The following is a 23,171-nucleotide window of genomic DNA, read 5'->3' on the forward strand; positions in this document are numbered from 1 at the left end:
CTCCGGAAGCTGAGTGCCCGCCATATATAATTCCCATTTGCGCCGGAGTGCGCAGCAATCAGCCGCCGGAGCCTTAGCGTAATGGAGTTGCAATCAATGGATATCGGGCAGATTATGGATTTTCTGCCCCATCGCTATCCTTTTCTTTTGATCGACCGTGTGGTCGAGATCGAGCGCGCCAAGCGCATCGTGGCTATTAAAAATGTCACCATTAATGAGCCCTTTTTTATGGGACATTTCCCTGGCTATCCGGTGATGCCCGGTGTTCTGGTGGTGGAAGCGATGGCGCAGGCAGGCTGCATTCTGCTGCTGTCGGAGATACCGAATCGCGAGGACAAGCTGGTTCTCTTCACTGGAATCGAGAATGCAAAATTCCGCCGGCAGGTAACGCCGGGCGACCAGCTCAGGCTGGAAGTGGATGTATTGTCGTTCCGTCCACGGCAGGGGCGCATGGAAGGGCGCGCATACCTCGGCGACAAGCTCGCCTGCGAAGCGACGTTGACGTGTGCGATGGTGCCGCGCAGCGCGAAAAAAGCTGAGTCCTCAAGTGACTCTGGGCCGGCGGCTGGAGTTCCGGAGTGAGCATTCATCCGAGCGCGATCGTAGCAGACGGCGCTGTTGTACCCGAATCCTGCACAGTTGGCCCGTTCTGCACCATCGGCCCGGAGGTCATCCTGGGCGAAGAATGCCGTCTGGTCTCGCATGTGGTGCTGGATGGGCGTACGCGTATCGGATCGCGAAATACGATCTATCCCTTCAGCTCATTGGGCATTGCACCACAGGATTTGAAATATCACGGTGAGCCAACCGAAACGGAGATTGGTGACGACAACACCATCCGCGAATGCGTGACGGTTTCACGGGGCACAACCAAAGGCGGAGGCATTACGCGCATCGGCTCGGGAAATCTGATCATGGCGTATGCGCATATCGGGCATGACAGCCAGGTGGGCAGCCACTGCATTCTGGCAAATGCAGCCACGCTGGCGGGGCATGTGACGATCGAGGACTATGCCACGGTTGGAGCATTCAGCCCCGTGCATCAGTTCTGCACAGTGGGCGCGCATGCGTATATAGGTGGCGGAACGATTGTGACGCAGGATGTGCTGCCCTATTCGCTCACATCGTCGCGACGCGAAAACAAAGCCTTTGGAATCAATAAAGTTGGTTTGTCGCGCAAGGGATTTTCGCCAGAGCGGCTGCAAATGCTGCAAAAGGCGTACCGGCTGCTGCTGGCGGCGAAGCTTAATACCGGTGAAGCGGTTGAAAAGCTAAAGCTGCTGAAAGGTCCGGAAGATGCGCTGGCCGATATACGGCACTTGATCGAGTTCATCGAACGCAGCCAACGTGGGGTTATCAAGTAGCCGTGCCTGACAGATCTGGACCGGAAAAGCTTGGCCTGATTGCCGGCAACGGACGCTTCCCTTTTCTGTTGCTGGATGCGGCCCGCGCTGAGGGCGTCGAGGTTGTCGTGGCCGCGATCAAGGAAGAAACCGATCCAGAGATAGATCGACGTGCGCAGGCAGACTCGGGCATTCAGGTTCACTGGCTCTCGCTTGGCGAGCTATCGAAACTGATTGAAACCTATCAGCGCGCAGGCGTGACGCGGGCGGTAATGGCTGGGCAGGTCAAGCACAAGCAGATTTTTTCGAGCATTCGTCCGGACTGGCGGCTCGCGAAGCTGCTGCTTAACCTGCGCACACGCAACACGGATATCTTGCTGGGCGCGGTAGCGAAGGTGCTCGGCGATGAAGGCATCGAGCTTATCTCATCGACAGCTTTTCTAGAGCCGCTGCTGGCTCAGGAAGGCGTGTTAACAAAACGAGAACCCGACGAAGATGAACGGAAGAACATCGAGTACGGACTGAGCGTTGCGAAAGGCATCGCCAGCTTCGATATTGGACAGACCGTGGTCGTCGCGGCACAGGCGTGCGTAGCTGTGGAAGCGATGGAGGGCACCGATGCCACGATTGAACGCGCCGGTGAGCTGATGCGCACGCTGGACGAGGAGGCGTCGACCTTGCAACGCCGGCTCACGGTGGTAAAGGTCGCCAAGCCGAAGCAGGATATGCGGTTCGACGTGCCGGTGATCGGCATGCGGACGATCGAGACGATGATCAGCGCAGGAGCAAGCTGTCTTTCGGTGGAAGCCGGCAGGACCTTGCTCTTCGATCGCGATACGATGCTGCAAAAAGCGGAAGAGTCGGGAATTGCTATTGTAGGCGTGCCAAGAGGATACTGAGTGCGGATTGCGGGACGATCGCGAGGCAGCCTGTAACTTCGATTCATTCCAATCGCTCTCACTTTTGCCGGATGCACAAGCCAGGGCTGATTCGGTGTGTTCCGAAAATCGTTGCATCCGCTTCCCCAGGAGGACTCCGTTCATGACGAAACGTACTCTGCTTTCTCTGGCAGCTGCGATAGTGCTGTCGCTTACCGCGTCGTACGCAGTTGCTATCGACATGCTTGCGCCGGGAACCACCGCTCCAGACTTTACACTGCCCTCTCAGGACAACACGCCCATCCACCTGGATCAATACAAGGGCAAGTGGGTTGTTCTGTACTTTTATCCGAAGGACATGACCAAGGGCTGCACCATTGAGGCGCACAACTTCCAGCGTGACCTGGAAAAGTTCAAAGCCGCGAACGCTGTCGTGCTAGGCGTGAGCCTGGATACCACGCAGAGTCACGAGACGTTTTGCACCAAGGAAAGCCTGAGCTTTAAGCTTCTGGCGGACCCTGAGCATAAGGTTGTGGATATGTATGGCGTGCCGTTGAAGACCTTCCAGACGCCCAATGGTCCGATGACCATTGCAATGCGTAAGACATTCCTGATCGATCCGTCGGGCAAGATCGTGAAGACCTGGCCAGATGTCGACCAGGACTTGAACAACCACAGCGCCAATGTGCTGGCGGCGATTGAAGCCGGGGGTAAATAAACCGCTCCGGTTGGGTTCGACGCTCCTCTCATCCAAAGTGGATTGAAACAATCCGTTGCAACATTCTGGCCACGACTCGGGCTTCTTCTCTGAGGAAAACCCGAGCGTGGCCAAGACTGTTCAGCACGGTCCACGCCCCTCATGGCAGCCTGAATCAACGGATGCTGTGAGCCGCACACTTTGCGGCACGCGAAACCTCATCCCCGGAGACTCGCGAGTGGATAAGCTGATTCACTACTGGCATGGCTGGTTTCTGATCCTGTTCCTCTTCTGCACGGCGATGGTCTTTTCCAACTCTATCCACTGGGTGGTGTTTGCGCTGGTGCGGCGAAAGAAAACTACCGGAACATCGCACGCACTCGGTTTTGGTATTCAACGCTATCTCGGTGCGCCCTCGCGGGTGATCTTCATTCTCACCTGCATTCTGTTGATCATTCCGTTTGCTCCACAGCAACTCAATCCCTATTTAGGCATGCTTCATCAAGGGCTGGCGATTGCGATGGTGGTGGCTCTGGGGTGGTTTGTGATGGGCTCGGTTTATGTGGCCGAGGCCGTGTTCCTGCGCAAATACGATGTCACAGCCGAGGACAACGTTCGTGCCCGTCAGGTGCACACGCAGATGTTGATGTTCCGGCGCGTAGTCATCTCGTTCGTCGCAATCCTGACTCTCGGCGGGGTGCTCTGGACGTTTCACGATGAGCGGTTATGGAAGGCAGGCACCGGATTGGTGGCATCGGCAGGCATAGCTTCACTGCTGCTGGCCGCGGCTGCGAAGTCTACTGTGGCAAACTTTCTCGCCGGGCTTCAGATCGCCATTACTTCTCCGATCCGTATCGATGACGTGGTGGTGGTGCAGGGCGAATGGGGTCGCATCGAAGAGATCAACTCAGCATACGTGGTGGTGCGGATATGGGATGAGCGCCGGCTAGTGGTGCCTCTCTCCTGGTTTATCGAGAACTCGTTTGCGAATTGGACGAGGCGCTCGGCTGAGATTCTCGGCACGGCGTTTCTTTATGTCGATTACGCCGTGCCAGTGGACGACTTGCGCGCGCAGTTGCAACGCATCGTGTCGGCCGCGCCGCAATGGGACAAACGCGTTTGCGGACTGCAGGTGACGGATCTCAGAGAGCACACGATGGAGATACGCTGCCTGGTCAGTTCGCGCAACTCTGGCGATAACTTCGATCTGCGCTGCATCGTACGGGAGCGGATGATTGCCTACATCCGCGATCACTACCCTGAGGCATTTCCGCGAGTGCGGCTCGATGGACCGATTGGAGCGAGAGAGGAAACTCCCAACAGACCATTCCATCAGACTGCGCTACCGCAATAGACGCAATCCGCGAAGGGGATGGCCAGTGTATAGACGCAAAAAAGCCCGGCGGTGGGAATGACTCCCGGCCGGGCTCTTTTGCTTGCCTGGGTTACTGCTAGTTAAGGGTTAAGGTTAGGCCTTCTTGGGGGCTGCCTTCTTCGCTGCGGCTTTCTTTGCAGGAGCTTTCTTCGCTGCCGCCTTCTTGGCCGGAGCCTTCTTCGCTGCCTTCTTCGCCGGAGCCTTCTTGGCGGCCTTCTTTACCGCTGCCTTCTTCGCAGGGGCCTTCTTAGCTGCTTTCTTTGCTGTTGCCAAAGGTTTACCTCTCTTGGTTGATTTGGGGTTGCTCTTGGGGGCCGCAGCTTTCTTCGCTGCACCCTTCTTTGCCGCCGCTTTCTTAGCCGGAGCTTTTTTCGCGGCAGACTTCTTTGCGGCCTTCTTCGCTGGAGCCTTTTTCGCTGCAGCTTTCTTGGCCGGAGATTTCTTGGCCGGAGCCTTCTTCGCCGCTGCCTTCTTGGCAGCGCGCTTCTTCGCAGCCTTAGCCGGCGCAGGTGCCGATTCAGCGACTACGATGACTTCCACAACCTCGGCATCGACCACCGCGGGGACAACGATCACATCATCGTCCTCTTCGAGTTCGATCTCCTGGGCGGGACTGCCTTCGGACGGGGTGATGTCGTCGCCGAAGTCGCTGCTTGCGTACATCCGAATTTCTTCTGCCATGCCTCTTTGCCTCCAGCGCCTCGGCGCTGCCTCTCAGTCTGTGCGGTGCTACACGCAAGCAGTTACAGAATCTCTTGCTTGAGCGCGTTCGCCTTCGGCGCACATTTTAGCAATAGCTTGCACGTATTTTCCACTCATGACAAGTGTGTAACTAGCTACTTTTGAAGTTTTTTATGACTTGCCTTCTCATGATGGGCTTTGTCACTGGCTTTTGCACTCGCAGACTTCGAAGAAGAGCTCGTGTGCGCGCTATGTGACTTCGATGAAGGCTTGGTCTTGGCAGGCGGATCACCCGCGGCCTGCGCATGTGATCCGTGTTTGCTTGATTGGCTCTTGTGTTCGCTACTGGGGGTTTGTTTCTCGTCCTTCGCTCGCTTGTTGCTTCCGTTTTCGCTCGTACGAGGCGCTGCGTGCGAAGGCTCGCTGACTCGAATACGCGCGCCCGCCTTTACTGAGTTGCCAATCAGATGGTTCCAGTGACGCAGCGATTCAAGCGAGACACCAAAACGGTCGGCGATCGTCACCAGCGTATCGCCACGGCGCGCGCGATAGGTTTCGGCGCGCCTGGGTGCGGAGACTACGGGCGCAACGGGAACTACAAGGGCATCGACATCGCTGATTGTGTCGGAGGCGCTCAGATCGTTGACCTCCGCCAGTGAAGCCACGGATACGTGATAGCTGCGCGCCACGCTGGCGAGCGTGTCGTCCGGCGTAACACGATGGTAGCGCCACTGATTGCGGCGGTCTGCCGGGATATCCGCGATGCGCTGCTGGAACAGCGTTGCTGTTCCAGGCGGAAGATGCAACTGAAATGGGCCGTTGAGCAGATCGGATGGCGGAGTGGTGAGTCGCAGGAGGGATGGATTCAGTTCCATGATCTGCTGCGGTTCTACATCGGTGACGTCTGCGACAAGACGAATGTCTACCGAATAATCGATAGGAACGGTATCGAAGACAACTGGCGGATCAAGCGTAATGTCGTCGAATCCGTACTGCTTGAGATTGCGCGAGATGATGATGGCTGCAAGGATCTCCGGCACATAGTTCTTTGTCTGCGCAGGAAGATTGTTGCGTTTATACAGTTCCCAGAAATCGGCATAGCCGGTCTTCTGCACCGCGCGCTGCACCATGCCGGCGCCCCAGTTATATGCAGCCATCGCCAGGTACCAGTCGCCGAGCTGGTCATAGAGAAACTTCATGTACTTGGCGTACGCGCGTGTCGACTTCTCCGGGTCAAAGCGCTCGTCGACATAGCCATTCGCCGCGAGACCGTAGTACGGATCGTGCGGCATGAACTGCCACATGCCTCCGGCCCCCGAACCGCGATTGACCACCTGCGGCTGAAATGCGGACTCAGCCACAGCCAGATAGATCAGATCTTGCGGCACGCCCTCTTCTTTCAGCACGCGCTCGATCATGTCTTTGTATTTGCCGCTGCGCTCCAGCGAATGTTTCAGCGTATTGTGCCCGCGCTGGGTATTGGCAAAGGAATTAATATAGGCGGCCACGTAGTCGTTGATAACCAGCGGAAGATCGGACTTGGTGGTCGCCAGTTCGGCCTTGGCTTTAGCGACTACGTTCGGATCGACGACGAAGGTGACTTCATTTGCGGCTTCCGCAGGGGTCAATTCCGGCGCCGGTGTGAAGCCGTTGCCCTGCTTGAGCGCTTCCATCTCCAGAGCATTCACGGCATCCAAAATGCGGTTGAACTCATCGTCGAGCTGAGGGTCGGCTTTGATATCGAGGCCGCTGGCTAGCATCATGTCGACCGCTTTGTCGAAGTCTGCCTTGGCCTTTCCGAGTTCCCCTTTGCTGTAGTGACCTTCTCCACTGGTGAATACACGCTCCACATCCGCAATCAGTTTTTGCGACTTGTGCTGCTCGGGAGAAGAAGGTACGGCTGGTTGCTGAGCCACGGGATTTTTTGCCGCCTGCACCGGAGGAGCCGTGACAGCTGGAATTGGTGCAGGAGAGGCGGCTACAGGATTCTGCGAAGAGCAGCCATTCAGGAGAAAAGCCGCGCTGGAAAGAAGCGCAGAGATGAGCAGAAGAGGTGCCCGCGGACGACCGGATTTGGCAGGGAATTCAATCAGCATGCAAAAGAGGGCAAATGGAGGCGCGGCGCGCGAGCCGGTGTAGAAATCTTCTACTACTCCCCCGATGATAAGCTATGAACTTGAGGGCAGCGCGCAGAGTGCGCCAGAGGCCCGCATGATAGCTCTCCGATGGATTCAAGCCTCCTCCGTAACTTCGCAATCATCGCCCACATCGACCATGGCAAGTCGACTCTCTCCGACCGTTTGCTGGAGATGACCGGCTCTCTCACGGCCCGCGAAATGCAGGCTCAAGTGTTGGACGCAATGGATCTGGAACGGGAGCGCGGCATCACGATCAAAGCGCATGCCGTTCGCATGATGTATAAGGCGAAGGACGGAATCACCTACCAGCTCAACCTGATCGACACGCCCGGCCACGTGGACTTCAGCTATGAGGTTTCGCGCTCGCTGGCTTCGTGCGAGGGCGCGCTGCTGGTGGTTGACGCAAGCCAGGGTGTGGAAGCGCAGACGCTGGCTAACGCCTATCTTGCGATCAATAATGGGCTTGAGATCATTCCCGTCATCAACAAGATCGATCTGCCATCCGCGGACATTACGCGGACTCAGGAGGCGATCGAACAGGCGGTTGGACTGGATGCGACAGACGCGATTCCGGTAAGCGCCAAGACTGGTCTGGGCGTAGGAGACGTGCTGGAAGCGATTGTGCATCGGCTACCACCACCAGCGGGCGACATAGAAAAGCCACTGCAGGCGCTGATTTTTGATTCGTGGTTCGATCCCTACCGCGGCGTGGTGGTGCTGGCGCGCGTGGTCAATGGGCGCATGTACCGGGGCCAGAAGATCCGTTTTCTCTCAAATGGACGAACCTTCCAGATCGACGCGATGGGCGTGCTGACGCCGAAACCTGTCGCGATTGAAGAGCTGACTGCGGGTGAAGTTGGATTCTTTACGGCGACGATCAAGAATGTAGCCGATACAAAAATTGGCGATACGGTCACGGATGATGAGTTTCCGGCAGCCGAAGCATTGCCTGGCTTCATGGAAATTTTGCCGATGGTGTTCGCGGGGCTTTACACGGTGGATTCGCACGAGCATACGCTGCTGCGTGATGCGCTGGAGAAGCTGCGATTGAACGATTCCTCGTTCTTCTTTGAGCCGGAAAGCTCGGTCGCGCTTGGCTTTGGTTTCCGCTGTGGTTTCCTGGGTCTGCTGCACATGGAAATCATTCAGGAGCGCATTGAGCGCGAGTACAATCTGGACCTGATCACGACGGCTCCGGGCGTGCGCTATCGCATTACCCTGACGAGTGGCGAGGTGATTGAGGTCGAGAACCCGTCGCGCTGGCCTGAGCCCACCAACATCGAAAAGATCGAAGAGCCGATCATCAAGGCGATGATTCTGACCAACGAAGAGTATGTTGGCGGCATTCTGAAGCTGGTGGAAGAGAAGCGCGGCAAGCAGTTGAACTTTGAATACGTCACGCCAACGCGCGTGATGCTGACCTACGAACTGCCGCTGAATGAGATCGTGCTGGACTTCTATGACCGGTTGAAGTCGGTCTCCCGCGGCTATGCTTCGCTCGACTATCAGCTTGCGGGTATGTGGACTTCGCCCATGGTGAAGATGGATATTCTCGTGTCCGGCGAACCGGTGGATGCGCTTTCCATCATCGTGCACCGCGATCATGCTTACGAGCGCGGCAAGGCGCTGGTAGCAAAGATGCGCGAACTGATTCCGCGCCAGCAGTTCGAAGTGGCCATTCAGGCGGCTATCGGATCCAAGATCGTGGCGCGCGAAACCGTCTCTCCGTTGCGTAAGAACGTCATCGCCAAGTGCTACGGCGGAGACATCAGCCGAAAGCGGAAGCTGCTGGAAAAGCAGAAAGAAGGCAAGAAGCGGATGAAACGCATTGGCAAAGTTGATATTCCGCAAGAGGCGTTTCTCGCAGTACTTCGAGTTGGAGAAGACGCACAGTCGTAATGCCTGTAAGCGTTACCTACGTGCGGGGACGCGAAGAGCTTGTCACCCTTCATTCATCGTGAATTGTGGAAAGCTTATCGGGAACCAAATCAGGCATCAGAGCGCTAGAATTTGTCAAACCCCTCACGATTATTCTCTGCAAATGATTGATAAATAGAGAATTAATATTCCTACCAAACCCAAAAGCGGATTGGCAAGCAAAATATCTGCCTAATCCATGGAACCTTCGATAAAGATTTTCACAAAATTTTCCACAGCTGCAGCATGGTCATCAGCCCTAGGTCCGAAGCAGGAAATTACGACCTGTAAAAGGCTTGAAAGAGATTGCCAGAAGATTTACCTGGCGGCGATCAGCACAAGCAGAAGCGGCCGAGCTGATGAGCCCGGCCGCAGAAAGTGGTTATGCGGTTAGTTCTTTGGAGCCGCGGAGCCAGGAGTCCTGGTTGCCGGACGTGGGGCTGCCGGCAGGCCCGACTGCGCTCCCGCCGGAGGCGCAGGCACACCCGACTTCGCGTTGTAGGCAGCGATGATCGGCTTTGTGATGTCGGTGGCCTCTGCTGCCCACAGGATCGGGCTTTGCTGCTGACTGCCGTCGAGCACCAGCGTATAACCGTTCTCCTTGGCATAGCTCTGGACTACTTCGAAAACCTTGCCGGCAAGCTGGTTATACATATCGCCGACAGCCTGCTGATAGTCGTTGCGAGTGTCTTCGAAGTTGCGTTGCAGCTGCTTCGTCTTGTCGTCGATATCCTTGGTCTTGGCAGCCTGCTCAGCCGGGCTGAGCTTATCGCCCTGAGTCTGAAGCTCTTTTTTCAATGCGTCGATCGCATCGTTTTGCTGCTTGAGCTGAGTCTGCTTCGGTTCGAACTTCTTTGTAATATCAGCGTAGTCGCGCTGGCCTTCGTTGGTTTGCGCAACAGCAACCTGGAAGGCGATAACTGCAACCTTCGCCGGAATCGCGGCGGAAGAGGTGGATGGAGCAGCAGGTGTTTGGGCAGCGGCGTTCAGCACAAGGCCAGAAGCCAGCAGGGCAGCTAGGGCGGTGATACGCTTCATCTGAGTTTGAAACTCCTTCAATATTCCTGATGTTTGCCCGCATTCCGTTGGGAAGCAAGACGACGCTTCCTGTTAAACCTCTGGACTCTTGTACTGGGTTCATCGCGGCAGGAGGGCCGGGGTGAAACTGATGTACGGCGCGGACAGAGACGTCAGCAGGAACCATTTCGATTATAGAAGCAGAAACAAACACGTATCTGCCGGAAAACGGCTGACCTGCTCCATTCTAACTCTCCCAATCTTATTGATTGGGAGAACTCGGCGTTTTGGCGGCAGGGCGTGGTGCTGCTGGTAGCCCTGATTGCGCACCAGCCGGAGGCGCCGGCACACCCGACTTCGTATTGTAGGCGGCAATGATGGGCTTGGTGATGTCGGTCGTTTCAGAGGCCCAGAGGATCGGGGTCTGCTGCTGGCTGCCGTCGAGCACCAGGGTATAACCATTCTCCTTGGCGTAGCTCTGGACTACTTCAAAGACCTTTCCTGCAAGCTGGTTACCCAATTCGCCTACAGCCTGTTGATAGTCGTTGCGGGTGTCTTCGAAGTTGCGCTGCAGCTGCTTAGACTTGTCATCGATTTCCTTCGTCTTCGCCGCCTGTTCAGCAGGGCTCAGCTTATCGCCCTGGGTCTGAAGCGTCTTTTTCAGGGCATCGATTTCATCGTTCTGCTGCTTGAGCTGGGCCTGTTTTGGTTCAAACTTCTTCGCGATGTCCGCATAATCACGCTGAAATTCATTGGTTTGGGCCACGGCTGCCTGAAAAGCGATTACCGCAACTTTGGCCGGAATGGCTGTAGCGGAGGTGGATGAGGCAGGCGTTTGGGCGGGCGCATTCAGCGCGAAGCCTGAAGCCAGCAGGGCAGCTAAGGCGATAGTACGCTTCATTGAGTTGGAACTCCTTCAATATTCCTGTGTTTGCCCGCATTCCGTTGGAAGCAAATGATGCTTCCTGTCAAACCTCTGGACTCTTGTACGGGATTCATTCCTGTGAGAGGGCCTGGAACGAAACTGATGTACGACGCGGACAGAGACGTCAGCAGGAACTACTTGGATTATAGGAGCGGGCATAGGTGTGGTCAAACCGCAGAATGGCGAATTTTTGCCCCTTTTTACTGGATTTCCGCGATTCGAGGAACAGGCAAAGCTCGCTCCTGCCTTCACCTTGATAACAGCCCCGCATAATTCAGTTGAGCGCCAATTGAGTAGTTGCGGGACGTTGGATGCAGCGATAGACGCAATGAGGGGCTGCCCGTGAGCAGCCCCTCGTTGGAAGTTCGTTTGAATTGAAATTTAGAAGGTTGTCGAGACCGTCAGACGAAATGTCTTGGCCGGTTCTCGAAGCTGATAACGCGATCCATAAAGCTGAATTGCCTGGGCGTAGGAATAATCGCCTGCACCACCCGGCGGAAACATATCGCGGGTGATCAGGTTTTCGCCATCGACCTGCTCATTCAACTTGAGCGGGTTAATAGCGTAGTACAGGCGAACTGGAGCATTGATGATCGGCATCATGGAGACGATCTCAGCTCCGAGTGACATACGCGGCTGCAAGTTGGTTCCAGGCAGCGGACGGATGCGCGGATCGAAGGTGACATGCGTACCACCTTCGCAGGCGCCATTGTTATAGACCGGGCAGCCATAGAGCGGTGCATTCAGAGCGGCTGCGCCTTCAGGGCTCTCTCTGAGCTGTCCACCGTTCAACGACGTATCGACGCTGAAGTCATCGAAGAACGCAAATGTAACGGGCCCGGCGATCGGGATACGATATTCGAGGTTGTTGGTCAGGTTGAAGTCACCGCCAACTGAAACCACGCTATACACGGGTAACAGAACCTGGATGCATTGATTGAGCTGCGGATTGTTGGGATCGCGCGGTACGCAGGTGCCATCCGGATTGGTCAGATTGAAGTTGATCTTGTTGGGAATGTACGCGTAAGGCGTTGCCGTACGGATGTCGAAGCCGCGAATATCCGCTTCGCCGCCGGCATAGAAGCGGTTGTTCGGCGGGGCTACGTCGCCACCCCAGCCCTGGATATATTTCGCTTCGAGGCGCCATCCAAGGATGTTACGTCCTTCCGGATCGAACTTCAGATTGTGCATCGGGAAGAACTGCTTGTAAGCGATGGCTGGAAAGATATAACGAACATTGCCGCCGATACCCGCAATTTGGAAGACAGCAGAGATTTCCTTTCCATTGCGTGGGCGAATCGGGTTGCTGACGGTATTGAAGGTATAGCTGAAAGACGCGTTGCTGTTTACGATGCCGTTCAGCGCGTTCTGCCCCTGAATTCCGGAACGGAAAGCGATGTTCTGGAAAAGGTTTTGCGATGCTGTGCTGAAGGCCGTGATGTCGGAGTCGGTAAGCGAATAGGTAAAGCCGACGCGCTGGAAGTTATGCCGCGGCAGCGGATAGCTTAGCGAGAAGTTCATGCCGACGGTGGAGTTGTTGTAGTTCTGCAGCAAAGACTGTTGCTGCGTTGTCAGGTTGGCGGACTGGCCGCTCGTTGCCTGTAATGCCTTGGCCGAGTTGTAGTCGGACTTGGTGTTGAACAGCTGGATACCAAGATTGATCGGCTTGTTCTTGAAGTAGGGCTGGGTAAAGCCAAACAGGAACTGGCGGTTGATATTGCCGATGTTAGCCTGCAGGCTCAGCGTTTCACCCAAGCCAAGGAAGTTGTTGGTCTGGTAGTTCAGGCCGAGGAAGGCACCGGAAAGGCCGGATACGCCGCCATTCAGGCCGATGGAGTTCTTGCCCTTTTCCTTGACCTTGAGCAGCAGATCAACAGTGCCGTTCTCCGTATCCTGATGCGCTTCGGAGTCCTGATCGACCTTGAGCGGATCGAAGTAATCGAGCTGATTGAGACGCAGGAGGCTCATTTCCCAGAGGTTGGAGTTGTAGACCTGGCCTTCCTGCAGCAGCAGCTCACGACGGATGACGCGATCACGGGTCAGGGTATTGCCCTGGATCTCGATTCTGCCCACGTAGAAGGGCTTGCCTTCATCAATATCCATGGTCATCGTAACTGTCTTCTTTGCTTCATCGATATCGGCTTTGGGAATTAAGCCGAAGTTGATGTAGCCAAGCTGGCCGTAGGCCTTCTTGAGGTTGTCCATACCTTTCTGCGTTAGAGTGGCGCTAAACCAATCGCCATCCTTTAGCGGAAAGCTCGCACGTAAAGCCCGGACATTCGTGACTGCCTTGTTGCCGGTGAAATGGATCCCAGCCAGGCGATAGCGTTCGCCTTCTTCAACCGGCATCAAAATATCGATGCGCTTGCCCTTATTGGGCCGGAAGGTGAAGAAGTTCAAGCCGCCCTGGTCGCGAATCTGAGTGCGCGGGCTTTCGACGGCGGCGTTGTAGTAGCCCTTGTCGCGATAGGCCTGCCGTACACGCTCAGCGTCTTCTTCAAGCCTAGAGCTGTCGAAGGTCTTGGCGAAGAGATTCTCAAAGACGATTGAGTACGGAATGCCGATCGGTTTCAGATTCTTCATCGAGCGGCGCAATACAAGGCTGCTGATGTGCTGGTTGCCGACGAAACGGATATTGCCGACCTTGACCGTCGGGCCTTCCTTGATATTGAAGATGATCTGCACTGAGGCCGGAGGAATATTCTTCACTTCGGTCTTGATAGTGGCAAACTGATGTCCGTGCTCCGCCAAAAGCTCCTTGATGACCGTCTCGGCCTGTTTCACCTTGGTGGCGTCATACTGGCTCTCCTGCGACAGTGACACCTTTTCTTTCTTGTACCGGTCAAGGACGTCGGATTCGGTAACGGAATTCAGGCCGTTGTACTTGATCTCGCGGATATTGGGCTTTTCCTTGAGGTAAATAACAAGGACAACGCCCTTCTCAGTGTCTTCGCGCTCAATGCGGAGATCTTCGAAATATCCGGTATTCCAGAGCGAATTGAAGTCGCGCTCGACAGAGCTCGGATCGTAGGTATCGCCGACATGGGTGAACAACCGGGCGAGAATGGTTTCCTTCGGAATACGGCGATTGCCGATGACGCGAATCTGATCGATCGTCAACGATTGGGCTAACGCCGCAGCGCTGGCCGCAGTCAGCAACAGAACCGCACACAGCCGAAAAAGAATGGGAGAGATGCCGCCCTTCCGCTGAAAAAACGACGTGGAGGTGCCCCCGCCGGTGTAACGGATCGAGTCCCCGTCCCGAACTTGGGTATGCCTGGACTTCACCGAAGCGAGTCCTTGCGGTGAGCAGTTGTTGCGTTGCAGTGCATGGATCGACTTGACGGGAAAGATAAGCACACCCTCACGACTCAAAAAATGTTCCGGACACGGGCTTCTAAACCCTCTCCGATCGGGGAAAGCCTGATTATATTGGACCGCACCAACGCAACCCAAATGCGCCGGCGGAGATGCCGGGCGAATGCTCCCTGCTTGTTTCCTGCTCATGTCTCCAGCTCGTACTTGATTTCAACCGGCTGCCTGCCGCCGGTTCCGCGCTTTGCGGGTCCTTTGGCGATGAGCCGGCCGGGCACTACTTCGTTCGCCTGGCCGCCCGATCTCGGCCGGGAGGGTGTATTTCGCCCACCGGCTTCGTTCCACTCCCGCAACCTGCACACGAAGAAACCGCTCTTGCTGGATGCATGGATTCTGTTTGCTTGCCGCATTCAGTTTATCGGACGCGGCCCGGAATTGTTCTACGTTTGCTGCGTCTAAAGGCAGTTCTCCTTCTGGTGCACGTCTCGATAGATTGCGACGGGCGGTTTTTCTTCATGAAAAACCGCAATGACTTCTGTGGCTTTGATATACATCCGAAGGAGAACTGCTTTTAGCGATCGGGAACTGCATCCTTTAGACGCAGCGCATCTGATCTCGTGAGGTCAACATAATGACAGTAGCTTCGAATCCTGGTGTCTACGATTTTTCCGCTCGTTCCATCGACGGCCACGACGCGCCGCTGGCTCAGTACAAAGACAAAGTCCTATTGATCGTCAATACAGCCAGCCAGTGCGGATTTACCCCGCAATATGCCGGTCTGGAGCAGCTTTATCAGCAATACAAGGATCGCGGTCTTGTGATTCTGGGCTTCCCATGCAACCAGTTTGGCGCGCAGGAACCGGGGACGGAGCAGGATATCGCCCAATTTTGCGACCTGAATTATGGCGTCACTTTTCCTATGTTTGCCAAAATCGATGTCAACGGAGCCGACGCGCATCCCCTCTATAAATTTCTCAAAGAACAAAAAGGCGGCCTGCTCGGCGGAATCGGGCTGGACGCAATCAAGTGGAACTTCACGAAATTTCTCATAAGCCGCAAAGGCGAGGTCGTGGGACGCTATGCTCCGGCAACCACTCCAGCAGACCTGTCTGAGAAGATCGAGCCGCTGCTGACGGCTTGAAGCGCTCAACAATCCTGAATGAGGCTACCCCTTCCCCAGGGCAATCGAAAGACCTGTAGCAATTTGCGCTGCTGTTTTCTGGCGTTGCTGGCCTATACTGCTAGGCAGGTCGCCCCGACAACCGGCGGGGTGAGCGGGATGTGCAGGCATAACTGCCTCTCGTATTGCGTGATAGCTTCCGCAGTGTGCCGGTTTCGGAGGTTGGAATGGCGGGTCGTTCCGCATCCAGGTCTGCATCGAAATCAGCACCAGGATCTTCCACGAAGGCGAGTTCCGGCTCCGTACCGACGATGACCACCACGGTGGAAATTCCAGATCGTCTTTACTTCAAGATTGGCGATGTTGCCCGTATTTGCGGCGTTGAGCCTTATGTTCTGCGATTTTGGGAGACCCAATTTCCAGCATTGAAGCCCAACAAAGGCGGGACCGGTCAGCGCCTCTATCGCCGTCGTGAAGTTGAACTGGCACTACGTATCAAACAGCTTGTACATGGCGAAGGATATACCCTGGCCGGAGCCCGTCAGGCCATCGAGGCTGCTCCGCGCTCGCGACCCAAGCAGCAACCCGTTTTGCCTCTGGCCGGCGAGCAGGCGCAGAAAAAACTAGACCTCGCGGCAACAGTAATTGGCCGCGCTCGCGCAGAACTTCGCGATCTTGTGCGGCAATTAACAGTTGAAACTCCGACCATCCAGGAGCGAAAACCCCGCATCTCATCTTCAAGACAGCGCGGGGAACCCCTCTTCCCTGTTTGATGACCGAGCCGTGATTTAAATCGTTATTTTGAAGCTGAAACGAGCTCAGCAGTTGTGCTGCCTGAACCATACTGAGCACTTAGGTAACCCGCGATCCCGTTTCGAGAAGCACATGTTCGCAGGGAGGTCACACTTTTGTGTTACGTTGAATAGCTCAGGCTCCCAAAATACCGCATTTCTATTTATTTTTGCCAGCGGTGATTCATCTTCGATCGAGGAACACATTTATGAACTGCCCTTATTGCGGAACTCCTAAATTTCGCACCTCCCGGGTCCGGATTTCGGACATTCCAAGGCTGGCATTATTGCAGTTCCCCGTTCGTTGCCGTCTTTGCCGGGAAAGATTTTATGTGGGACTTTCGCTTGCACTCAACCTGCTGCAATCTCAAAAAGTTCGCGAGCGGGAAGAAGAGGCACTTCGCAGAGATAAATACAAAAATGAGAAGAGCGGCGAGACGATCGCCTGATTTGCGGCATATAGCGGGTCAAGCATTCGCGCTGGACGAATGTTCCTCAAGGACATAATGCTCATCCGCAGATTCCAAAATTTTCAGAAATTCTTTTGATTTGATTGGTCGGGACGGGCAGATTTGAACTGCCGACCCCTCGCACCCCAAGCGAGTGCTCTACCAGGCTGAGCCACGTCCCGACACAGTGCAGCCGACCCAGGGATGAGCCAGCGTGGGGTTCCTGATTAGTTTACATGAAGATGCGGTTCGAAGTTCCTGCGCGGCCTTGCGCATAGCAACTCGATCGATCGCATGTGCTGCGTATCTAGCTCTTGGGCGGAACGTATTCCGCTGGAAGCGCTGCTCCGTCCCCGAAGAAGAATTCCTGCATCTGCTCCACCAGGAATTGCTGCGCCTGCGGCGTCCAGGGCTGGAGCCGATACTCGTTGAGCAGCATCTTCTGGCGCTCGCTCCATTCGAGCCAGGCAGCCTTGGAGACATTTTTGTAGATCTTCTGGCCGAAATCGGAATCGAAGGGAGGCTCATCAAGGCCTTCCATCTCTTTCTTGTAACGAACGCAATAAACCATATGTGCCATCGTGCGACGCTCCCTCAATCATTGTATTGGATGAACATCTCACAATTGCGGTATCGTCATAGCTCAGTCCAGGGCTGGAACCGACTCGGACCAAGCTCGATTCGAGCCATACGTCCGGTTCAGCGCCGCTCCTTCTTCGGAAACCTTCGCTTCCCTGCTCCTTTGGGCGCGGGAATCTTTGACTTTGCAGCTTTAGCCTGCTTGCGTGCCTTCTTACTCTTTGCGCCAGCTTGCGTCTTCGGCTTTCTAGCAGGTGGAGCAGCGAGTATGCTCTCTTCGACAATAGAAAATTGCAGTTTGCGTTCGAAAGCCAGTACTCGGTCGAGAATGACGTTCACTGAAAGTCCCGCGCGGTAGGCTTTGCCGCTGTTCACGCCGACAATTTCGCGGGTGTTTTCGCGATAGGTATAGCGGTCATCCATCAGGGACTCAATCGGCACCAGCCCCTCGACAAACAAATCCTTGAGCTCGACAAAGAGACCAAATTTAGCGGGGTTGAGGACCACCGCTTCAAACTCCTCACCCACGCGATCCTGCATGAACTTGACCTTCTTCCACTCGACCAGCTCGCGCTCCGCTTCGGCTGCTCGACGCTCGGTGAGACTGGTTTCAGCGGCTATCGCGGCCAGCTCGGGCTCGGGGATTGGTGGCTCTACGGATGGAGAGCCGATGCCGTGCGCCTGAGAGTCATTCTTCGGCTTGCGTAGATCGCGCACCCCAAACTTTGCTCCAAGCCCTTCATTGGTGTGGGACCAGGGCGATGCGTGACGTTCTTCATGAACAATGCCTCTGCCCGATACACCTGCGCGCAGCAATGCTTTCGCAATACGGTGAACGATTAGGTCGGGATAACGCCGGATTGGAGAGGTGAAATGCGTGTAGGTCGGCGCGGCGAGGGCGAAATGCCCCTCGTTCACCTCGGAATACTTCGCTTGCCGCAAGCTGCGAAGCATAAGGTAACTCAGAATTCGCTCCTCAGGCTTGCCCGCTATGCGCGCGGTCAGCTTCTGGTACATGCGTGGGGTGACGGCTATATCTTCTGGAATCTCAAACGACCGCGCATCGCGTTCATTGCGGCCGCGGCGCTGCTGTTCACGGCGCTCGCCACGCGGTTGAAACCGCTTTACCGGCAGGCTGCCGATGCCGAGCGAATAACCGAAGGCGGCAGCCGCATCTTCAAAATCGACAACCCGGCGCGGGTCGGGCTTTTCGTGAATGCGATAGAGCGACGGCACGCTCAGGTCTTCGAGCCACGTCGCAACGCATTCATTCGCAGCGAGCATGAACTCTTCGATGAGACGATTGGCCCAGGTGCGCTGTGCACGCGATACACCCTGCATCGCGCCTAACTCGTCGAACTCGATCACCGGCTCTGGCAGATCGAAGTCGATGCTACCGCGGTCGCTGCGCCGTTTGTTCAGCAGCCCAGCAAGCTTGCGCATGCGTTCGATCTCCGGCACCAATGCTGCTCGCCGTTCACGAGCTAACTCGGATTCGGGGCCAGTCCACTCAAGAACGTTGTGTACCTCGGTGTACGTGAGCCTTGCCGCAGAGCGGATGACCCCCTCGACAACTTCATAACTTGAGATGTGCAGGTTTCCATGCTTGTCCGGCGTGAGGTGCATGAGACAGCTCAGTACCAGGCGATCCTCTTCCGGCTTCAGCGAACAGATATCGGTGGAGAGCTCGTGCGGCAGCATCGGAATGGCGCGATCGGGAAAGTAGACGCTGGTGCCACGCAGGCGCGCTTCGAGATCAAGGTCCGTGCTGTCGCGAACATATTGCGCTACATCGGCAATATGCACCTGGAGGTCCCACTCGTCGTTTGGATACTCACGCGCGTAAACAGCGTCGTCGAAGTCGCGCGCCGTTTCACCGTCTATGGTGACGATCGGCAAATGGCGGAAGTCATGGCCGAGAGCGACGCGACGCGCAACTTCCTCGTAATCGAGATGGGCAACTGAGCGTGCTTCCGCTAAGACTTTCTCAGGAAAGATGCGCGGCAACTGGTGCTTGCGGATAATCATCTCGACATCGACGCCGAAGTCATCTGGCGCACCAAGAATTTCGATTACGCGGCCAAAAGCCGGTTTTGTTGGTGTAGGCCAGCTTGTGATCTCGACATCGACAACAATGCCTTCCAGATCGTCGAAAGCGGACGCATTCTGTGCCTCTGTGCCAAGCACTCGATGACGGCCCGGATCACCCGCCTGCGGTGCCTCGGCACCCTCTGGAATGACAATTGGCTGCGCCATCCGCGAGTCGAAAGGAGTAACGAAATTGCCGCGATATTCGCCAGGCACGAACTGCCCCCGCCGACCGCTCCGCGCGTAGTGAAAGATGCCTACGACGGTTGCGTTATACCGCTCCAGCACGCGCGCGATGCGGCCTGAACGCCTGCCATCGCGGCCTGGTGGATCAAGCTCCACCAGCACCTGATCGCCCTGCATGGCTCCGTTGATTTCATGCGGTGGAATGAAGATGTCGTCTTCGCCCGATCGTGTTCCGAGGCCTGATCGCGTTCCGGGCTGCACATTGGGACGGACAAATCCGAAGCCATCCCGATGTAAATCAAGTTTGCCGGCCACGAGATTATCGCGTGTGCCTCTGCCGGCTGATTTCGCTCCAGCCGCATTCGCCGTGGGTGCCGGAATCTTCCAGTGTTCGCGATCAACTTTTACCAGTTCGCCGCCCTGCGTCAGCCGATCAAGCTGCTCTCGCAATTGGCGTCTCTCAGCCCCGCCACCGAGGCCCAGTTCGCGGATGAGCTGTTTGTAGCCGGCTTTCTCCCCGGCAGAACGGCGTATGTGACGCAAAAGATCACGGTCGGTCATGTTTTCAAAGTATGGCAGATTCGCATCTAACACCAATGTACCCGCGGAGTGCCTGGGCCAATCTTGTACAGATTCGCGCCTGGTACCGGGCATAAAATCCCAGCGTGGAGACCGGTATGATCGGACACCGGCCGAGAGGGGGCTTTATGGATGCTGTACGATCAGAGGCCGAAATACCGGCACATCACGCAGAAACCATTCGCGAGCAAGCGCAACACCTGCTCAATGATTTTTCCAGCGAAATGAAACTGGAATTCGGTGAGATTCGCAATCATGAAGCGCCGACACACGGCGGTCAAGCGGACATGTTCGTTCGGAACCACGTCATGGGATTGATTCTCATCCTCTTCGGGCTGGTTGCATTGATCCTGCTGATCGGAGTTGCCGTGGTCGCATTCTACGGACACCATGGCACGCATATGCCTGGAATGTTTCTAGACCTCGCAGGCCAGCAACGGGCTTACTTCACCACGTAACCCTCGCCGCGCAGCACTTTACCCGGCAAATTGCCGGTCATCTGTGTGTGCGCGATGACTGGCACGCCATTCACCAGGACGAAATCCATTCCGCTAGCGAGCTGATTGGGATTTTCGTAGGTCGATCGGTCCGTGATGATTGCCGGATCGAAGATCACGATATCGGCCCACATTCCCTGCTTTAGCACGCCTCGATCAGTGAATCGCATGCGCTGCGCGGGCAAGGATGTGAATTTACGGATTGCATCCTCCAGCGTAAGCACGTGCTCTTCGCGCACATACTTGCGGAGAACTCGCGGAAAGGTTCCGTAAGCACGAGGATGCGGATGTTCGCGGCCCAGGACACCCTCAGGTGATGCACCGGAAGAATCATTGTCGAGAGAAACCCACGGCTGCTTGAGCGCCAGCGTCACATCCGGCTCGGACATGCCGAAGACTGCGACATTGGTGAATGCCTTGTCTTTGATGAGAATGTCGCAGAGTGCGTCGATGGGGTCTTCATGCCACATAGCGGCGACCTCTGATAGCCGCTTCCCCTGCAGCGGCACCAGTTCCGGATTCTGGACGACCGCTATCAGAATGTCCTGAGGACCGGAAATCTCCTGCCATTCGTTATCCCAGTCGCCATGCGGGTTGAGCATGTCGGCGCGGATGCGAGCGCGAGTCGCCGGGTCTTTTAACCTCTCGATGAGCTTTGCGTCGCCACCGTCATGCGCCCATGGCGGAATGAATGCCGAAAAGGTATTGAACCACGCGGTGTAAGCATAGGTGTCGGCAGTGATATCCACGCCGACTGAACGCGCTGCGTTGATGCGCTCGACAATCTGTGGCATGCGGCCCCAGTTGGCCTTGCCTGCAGCCTTCAGGTGCCAGATTTCGACGGGCAGATGGCCCTCTTTACCGATGCGCACTGCTTCATCAATCGAATCGAGCACTGCATCGCCCTCGCTACGCATGTGCGTGGCGTAGATGCCGCCGTATTTGCCCACTTCCGTCGCAAGCGCAATCAGCTCAGGTGTCTTCGCATACGGTGCGGGAGCATATTGCAGTGCAGTGGAAACGCCAACCGCGCCGTCCTGCATCGCCTGGTCCACCAGCGATTCCATCTTCTTCAGTTGCTCCGGTGTGGGCTGCACGTCCGCATCTCCAAGCACCATGCGCCGCACGGAGGTTGCTCCGACATAACTGGCTAGATTGATACCCATGCCCTGCTTTTCAAGCCGCGCGAAGTAGCCACGGAAATCCGCCCAGTCCGGCTTGATGCCCAGATGGTCATAGCTGGCCTTGTCGTCTGCAATCATCGCCGCATTCAACGGAGCAGCCGAATCGCCCTCCCCTGTGACCTCGGTCGTAATGCCCTGGTAGATCTTCGATTGCACGCGTGGATCGACCAGCATTGTCATCTCAGACTGGCCGAGCATGTCGATAAATCCCGGCGCAACCACTTGGCCATGCGCGTCGATTGTCTGTTTACGCGGCGCCGCGTCGAGCACGCCAATGGCGGCAATGCGTCCATCGCGAATGCCAATCTGGCCGGAGTACCAGGGAGAGCCGGTGCCGTCGATGATGTGACCGTTCACGACGACGATATCGAAGGGTTTTTGCGACGGAGAAGCGGTCTGTGCAATAGCAAATATCGGAACGAGAGCCAGACCTGCAAGAGCAAGAGAAGAAATCAGCTTCGACGGCATGGAGTCTCCGGGAGAGAGTCAACTCATGATTGCACGGTGATTTGATCTTTAGGGCAATTTGCCGCAATTCCTGTGCAACGAAGCCGCTTTTCCACAAGGGGATTGCCTGCTTTGAGTCTTCTTCCGCAGGTGTTCCCGGTGAAAAATCCCCAACATGGCCCATGAAGCTACAATGCCTACAGTCAGATGTGCGATGCGGTGGAGCGCTTTTCCGGCTTTTTTCGTTGCCTTACCGTCATACCCGGGAAAAACACGCTCTGATAGGCAATTCCAGGATTTGCAGTTGGGTTGCGTCGCACCTGCTTCATCGGTCTTATTCCGAAGTTGAGGAAAGGAAGTTAGCAGAATTATGTGGAAACCGAGTCAACCAGGCGGATCGTCGTCTCCTACCCCGGCGCCGGAGCCGGTGCGTCCCACTCCTACCCCCGCGCCCTCGTACGAACCCCCGGCGCGTACGGCCGCTCCTACCGGCGATCAGGCCACGATCGGCAAGGGCTTGGTGATCAAGGGTGAGATCAACGGCAGCGAATCGCTGTTCATCGACGGCAAGGTCGAGGGCACCATCAACCTGCCCGGCAACCGCGTCACCGTAGGCCGCAACGGCCAGGTGGCGGCCAGCATCAACTCCCGCGAAGTCGTAGTGTTGGGCAAGGTGCGCGGCAACATCACGGCCACTGATCGCGTGGATATCCGCAGCGAAGGCGCGCTCACCGGCGATGTTACCGCGGCACGCATCTCGATCGAAGACGGCGCCTTCTTCAAGGGCGGCATCGATATCCGCAAGGCCGATGCCAAGACGGAAGCTAAGCCGGCTGCAGCCCCGGAGCCGGTAAAGGCGTAAGTAATACAGCGAAACAACAAAAACTCCCATCCACGACCGTGGAAGGGAGTTTTTGCTTTATAGGCAGTAGAACCGTTACGAATTGAGCTTCAAAAAAAGCGGC

General features: G+C 56.1%; 19 protein-coding genes and 1 tRNA gene. 11 read left to right on the forward strand and 9 right to left on the reverse strand.

Annotated features, from left to right (window positions below):
* Positions 1 to 81: 81 nt before the first annotated feature.
* From fabZ to OHL22_RS05620, 5 genes are all read left to right on the forward strand, one after another.
* Complete coding sequence (fabZ, locus tag OHL22_RS05600) at positions 82 to 582, forward strand: 3-hydroxyacyl-ACP dehydratase FabZ (protein WP_317890887.1); 501 nt, start codon at positions 82 to 84, stop codon at positions 580 to 582.
* On the forward strand, positions 579 to 1,364 hold the full coding sequence (gene lpxA, locus OHL22_RS05605) for an acyl-ACP--UDP-N-acetylglucosamine O-acyltransferase (protein ID WP_263334144.1): 786 nt from the start codon (positions 579 to 581) through the stop codon (positions 1,362 to 1,364). Before fabZ ends, lpxA begins: the two co-directional genes overlap by 4 nt.
* A 2-nt stretch (positions 1,365 to 1,366) precedes the next feature.
* On the forward strand, positions 1,367 to 2,242 hold the full coding sequence (locus tag OHL22_RS05610) for an LpxI family protein (RefSeq protein WP_263334146.1): 876 nt from the start codon (positions 1,367 to 1,369) through the stop codon (positions 2,240 to 2,242).
* Between the two features lie 142 nt (positions 2,243 to 2,384).
* The gene (locus OHL22_RS05615) at positions 2,385 to 2,939 is read left to right on the forward strand and encodes a peroxiredoxin (RefSeq protein WP_263334148.1); all 555 of its coding nucleotides are present in this window, start codon (positions 2,385 to 2,387) and stop codon (positions 2,937 to 2,939) included.
* 106 nt (positions 2,940 to 3,045) lie between these two features.
* Entirely contained in the window at positions 3,046 to 4,272 is a 1,227-nt protein-coding gene (locus tag OHL22_RS05620; protein WP_263334150.1) for a mechanosensitive ion channel family protein, read from the forward strand.
* Positions 4,273 to 4,386: 114 nt separating this feature from the next.
* Here the strand turns inward: OHL22_RS05620 and OHL22_RS05625 are convergent, their stop codons facing one another.
* A complete protein-coding gene (locus tag OHL22_RS05625) occupies positions 4,387 to 4,974 on the reverse strand; it encodes a hypothetical protein (protein WP_263334153.1) in 588 nt (195 codons plus the stop codon).
* A 155-nt stretch (positions 4,975 to 5,129) separates the two neighbouring features.
* Positions 5,130 to 6,890: a lytic transglycosylase domain-containing protein gene (locus OHL22_RS05630; RefSeq protein WP_263334154.1), complete on the reverse strand. Its 1,761-nt coding sequence runs from the start codon at positions 6,888 to 6,890 to the stop codon at positions 5,130 to 5,132.
* Positions 6,891 to 7,199: 309 nt separating this feature from the next.
* On the opposite strand from OHL22_RS05630, the gene lepA reads away from it, so the two are divergent.
* Complete coding sequence (gene lepA / locus OHL22_RS05635; RefSeq protein WP_263334157.1) at positions 7,200 to 9,011, forward strand: translation elongation factor 4; 1,812 nt, start codon at positions 7,200 to 7,202, stop codon at positions 9,009 to 9,011.
* A gap of 408 nt (positions 9,012 to 9,419) precedes the next feature.
* On the opposite strand, the gene OHL22_RS05640 is transcribed toward lepA, so the two are convergent.
* From OHL22_RS05640 to bamA, 3 genes are all read right to left on the reverse strand, one after another.
* Positions 9,420 to 10,067 (reverse strand): OmpH family outer membrane protein, encoded by a 648-nt coding sequence (locus OHL22_RS05640; RefSeq protein WP_263334159.1) that lies wholly within the window; start codon positions 10,065 to 10,067, stop codon positions 9,420 to 9,422.
* Between the two features lie 241 nt (positions 10,068 to 10,308).
* Positions 10,309 to 10,947: an OmpH family outer membrane protein gene (locus tag OHL22_RS05645; protein ID WP_263334161.1), complete on the reverse strand. Its 639-nt coding sequence runs from the start codon at positions 10,945 to 10,947 to the stop codon at positions 10,309 to 10,311.
* Between the two features lie 405 nt (positions 10,948 to 11,352).
* Positions 11,353 to 14,346 (reverse strand): outer membrane protein assembly factor BamA, encoded by a 2,994-nt coding sequence (gene bamA, locus OHL22_RS05650; protein WP_263334163.1) that lies wholly within the window; start codon positions 14,344 to 14,346, stop codon positions 11,353 to 11,355.
* 571 nt (positions 14,347 to 14,917) lie between these two features.
* On the opposite strand from bamA, the gene OHL22_RS05655 reads away from it, so the two are divergent.
* The 3 genes from OHL22_RS05655 (at position 14,918) to OHL22_RS05665 (ending at position 16,646) form a co-directional block, all read left to right on the forward strand.
* Complete coding sequence (locus OHL22_RS05655) at positions 14,918 to 15,427, forward strand: glutathione peroxidase (RefSeq protein ID WP_263334165.1); 510 nt, start codon at positions 14,918 to 14,920, stop codon at positions 15,425 to 15,427.
* 206 nt (positions 15,428 to 15,633) lie between these two features.
* Positions 15,634 to 16,179: a MerR family transcriptional regulator gene (locus tag OHL22_RS05660; RefSeq protein ID WP_263334167.1), complete on the forward strand. Its 546-nt coding sequence runs from the start codon at positions 15,634 to 15,636 to the stop codon at positions 16,177 to 16,179.
* A 227-nt stretch (positions 16,180 to 16,406) separates the two neighbouring features.
* Positions 16,407 to 16,646: a hypothetical protein gene (locus OHL22_RS05665; protein WP_263334169.1), complete on the forward strand. Its 240-nt coding sequence runs from the start codon at positions 16,407 to 16,409 to the stop codon at positions 16,644 to 16,646.
* 105 nt (positions 16,647 to 16,751) lie between these two features.
* Here OHL22_RS05665 and OHL22_RS05670 read toward each other — a convergent pair.
* From OHL22_RS05670 to OHL22_RS05680, 3 genes are all read right to left on the reverse strand, one after another.
* Positions 16,752 to 16,828 (reverse strand) — tRNA-Pro (locus OHL22_RS05670).
* Positions 16,829 to 16,953: 125 nt separating this feature from the next.
* Positions 16,954 to 17,226, reverse strand: a complete 273-nt coding sequence (locus OHL22_RS05675; RefSeq protein ID WP_263334172.1) for an oxidative damage protection protein — start codon at positions 17,224 to 17,226, stop codon at positions 16,954 to 16,956.
* A gap of 119 nt (positions 17,227 to 17,345) precedes the next feature.
* Positions 17,346 to 20,060 (reverse strand): ribonuclease R family protein, encoded by a 2,715-nt coding sequence (locus OHL22_RS05680; RefSeq protein ID WP_263334175.1) that lies wholly within the window; start codon positions 20,058 to 20,060, stop codon positions 17,346 to 17,348.
* A gap of 116 nt (positions 20,061 to 20,176) precedes the next feature.
* Here OHL22_RS05680 and OHL22_RS05685 point away from each other — a divergent pair, with 116 nt between their 5' ends.
* Positions 20,177 to 20,536: a hypothetical protein gene (locus OHL22_RS05685; RefSeq protein ID WP_263334177.1), complete on the forward strand. Its 360-nt coding sequence runs from the start codon at positions 20,177 to 20,179 to the stop codon at positions 20,534 to 20,536.
* Here the strand turns inward: OHL22_RS05685 and OHL22_RS05690 are convergent.
* A complete protein-coding gene (locus OHL22_RS05690; protein WP_263334180.1) occupies positions 20,521 to 22,227 on the reverse strand; it encodes an N-acyl-D-amino-acid deacylase family protein in 1,707 nt (568 codons plus the stop codon). The genes OHL22_RS05685 and OHL22_RS05690 overlap by 16 nt on opposite strands.
* 349 nt (positions 22,228 to 22,576) lie before the next feature.
* Between OHL22_RS05690 and OHL22_RS05695 the strand changes: the two genes are divergently transcribed.
* Positions 22,577 to 23,068 carry a bactofilin family protein gene (locus tag OHL22_RS05695; RefSeq protein WP_263334182.1) on the forward strand — a complete coding sequence of 164 codons (492 nt, stop codon included), beginning with the start codon at positions 22,577 to 22,579 and terminating at the stop codon, positions 23,066 to 23,068.
* Positions 23,069 to 23,171 lie beyond the last annotated feature (103 nt).

The organism is Acidicapsa dinghuensis, assembly GCF_025685685.1.
Lineage (GTDB): Bacteria > Acidobacteriota > Terriglobia > Terriglobales > Acidobacteriaceae > Acidicapsa > Acidicapsa dinghuensis.

What these genes read in the sequence shown, in the direction of transcription:
- fabZ (WP_317890887.1), top strand. Translation starts at nt 82, where the DNA reads ATGGAGTTGCAATCAATGGATATCGGGCAGATTATGGATTTTCTGCCC.
- OHL22_RS05615 (WP_263334148.1), top strand. Translation starts at nt 2,385, where the DNA reads ATGACGAAACGTACTCTGCTTTCTCTGGCAGCTGCGATAGTGCTGTCG.
- OHL22_RS05625 (WP_263334153.1), bottom strand. Translation starts at nt 4,974, where the DNA reads ATGGCAGAAGAAATTCGGATGTACGCAAGCAGCGACTTCGGCGACGAC.
- lepA (WP_263334157.1), top strand. Translation starts at nt 7,200, where the DNA reads ATGGATTCAAGCCTCCTCCGTAACTTCGCAATCATCGCCCACATCGAC.
- OHL22_RS05640 (WP_263334159.1), bottom strand. Translation starts at nt 10,067, where the DNA reads ATGAAGCGTATCACCGCCCTAGCTGCCCTGCTGGCTTCTGGCCTTGTG.
- OHL22_RS05645 (WP_263334161.1), bottom strand. Translation starts at nt 10,947, where the DNA reads ATGAAGCGTACTATCGCCTTAGCTGCCCTGCTGGCTTCAGGCTTCGCG.
- OHL22_RS05655 (WP_263334165.1), top strand. Translation starts at nt 14,918, where the DNA reads ATGACAGTAGCTTCGAATCCTGGTGTCTACGATTTTTCCGCTCGTTCC.
- OHL22_RS05660 (WP_263334167.1), top strand. Translation starts at nt 15,634, where the DNA reads ATGGCGGGTCGTTCCGCATCCAGGTCTGCATCGAAATCAGCACCAGGA.
- OHL22_RS05665 (WP_263334169.1), top strand. Translation starts at nt 16,407, where the DNA reads ATGAACTGCCCTTATTGCGGAACTCCTAAATTTCGCACCTCCCGGGTC.
- OHL22_RS05675 (WP_263334172.1), bottom strand. Translation starts at nt 17,226, where the DNA reads ATGGCACATATGGTTTATTGCGTTCGTTACAAGAAAGAGATGGAAGGC.
- OHL22_RS05680 (WP_263334175.1), bottom strand. Translation starts at nt 20,060, where the DNA reads ATGACCGACCGTGATCTTTTGCGTCACATACGCCGTTCTGCCGGGGAG.
- OHL22_RS05685 (WP_263334177.1), top strand. Translation starts at nt 20,177, where the DNA reads ATGATCGGACACCGGCCGAGAGGGGGCTTTATGGATGCTGTACGATCA.
- OHL22_RS05690 (WP_263334180.1), bottom strand. Translation starts at nt 22,227, where the DNA reads ATGCCGTCGAAGCTGATTTCTTCTCTTGCTCTTGCAGGTCTGGCTCTC.
- OHL22_RS05695 (WP_263334182.1), top strand. Translation starts at nt 22,577, where the DNA reads ATGTGGAAACCGAGTCAACCAGGCGGATCGTCGTCTCCTACCCCGGCG.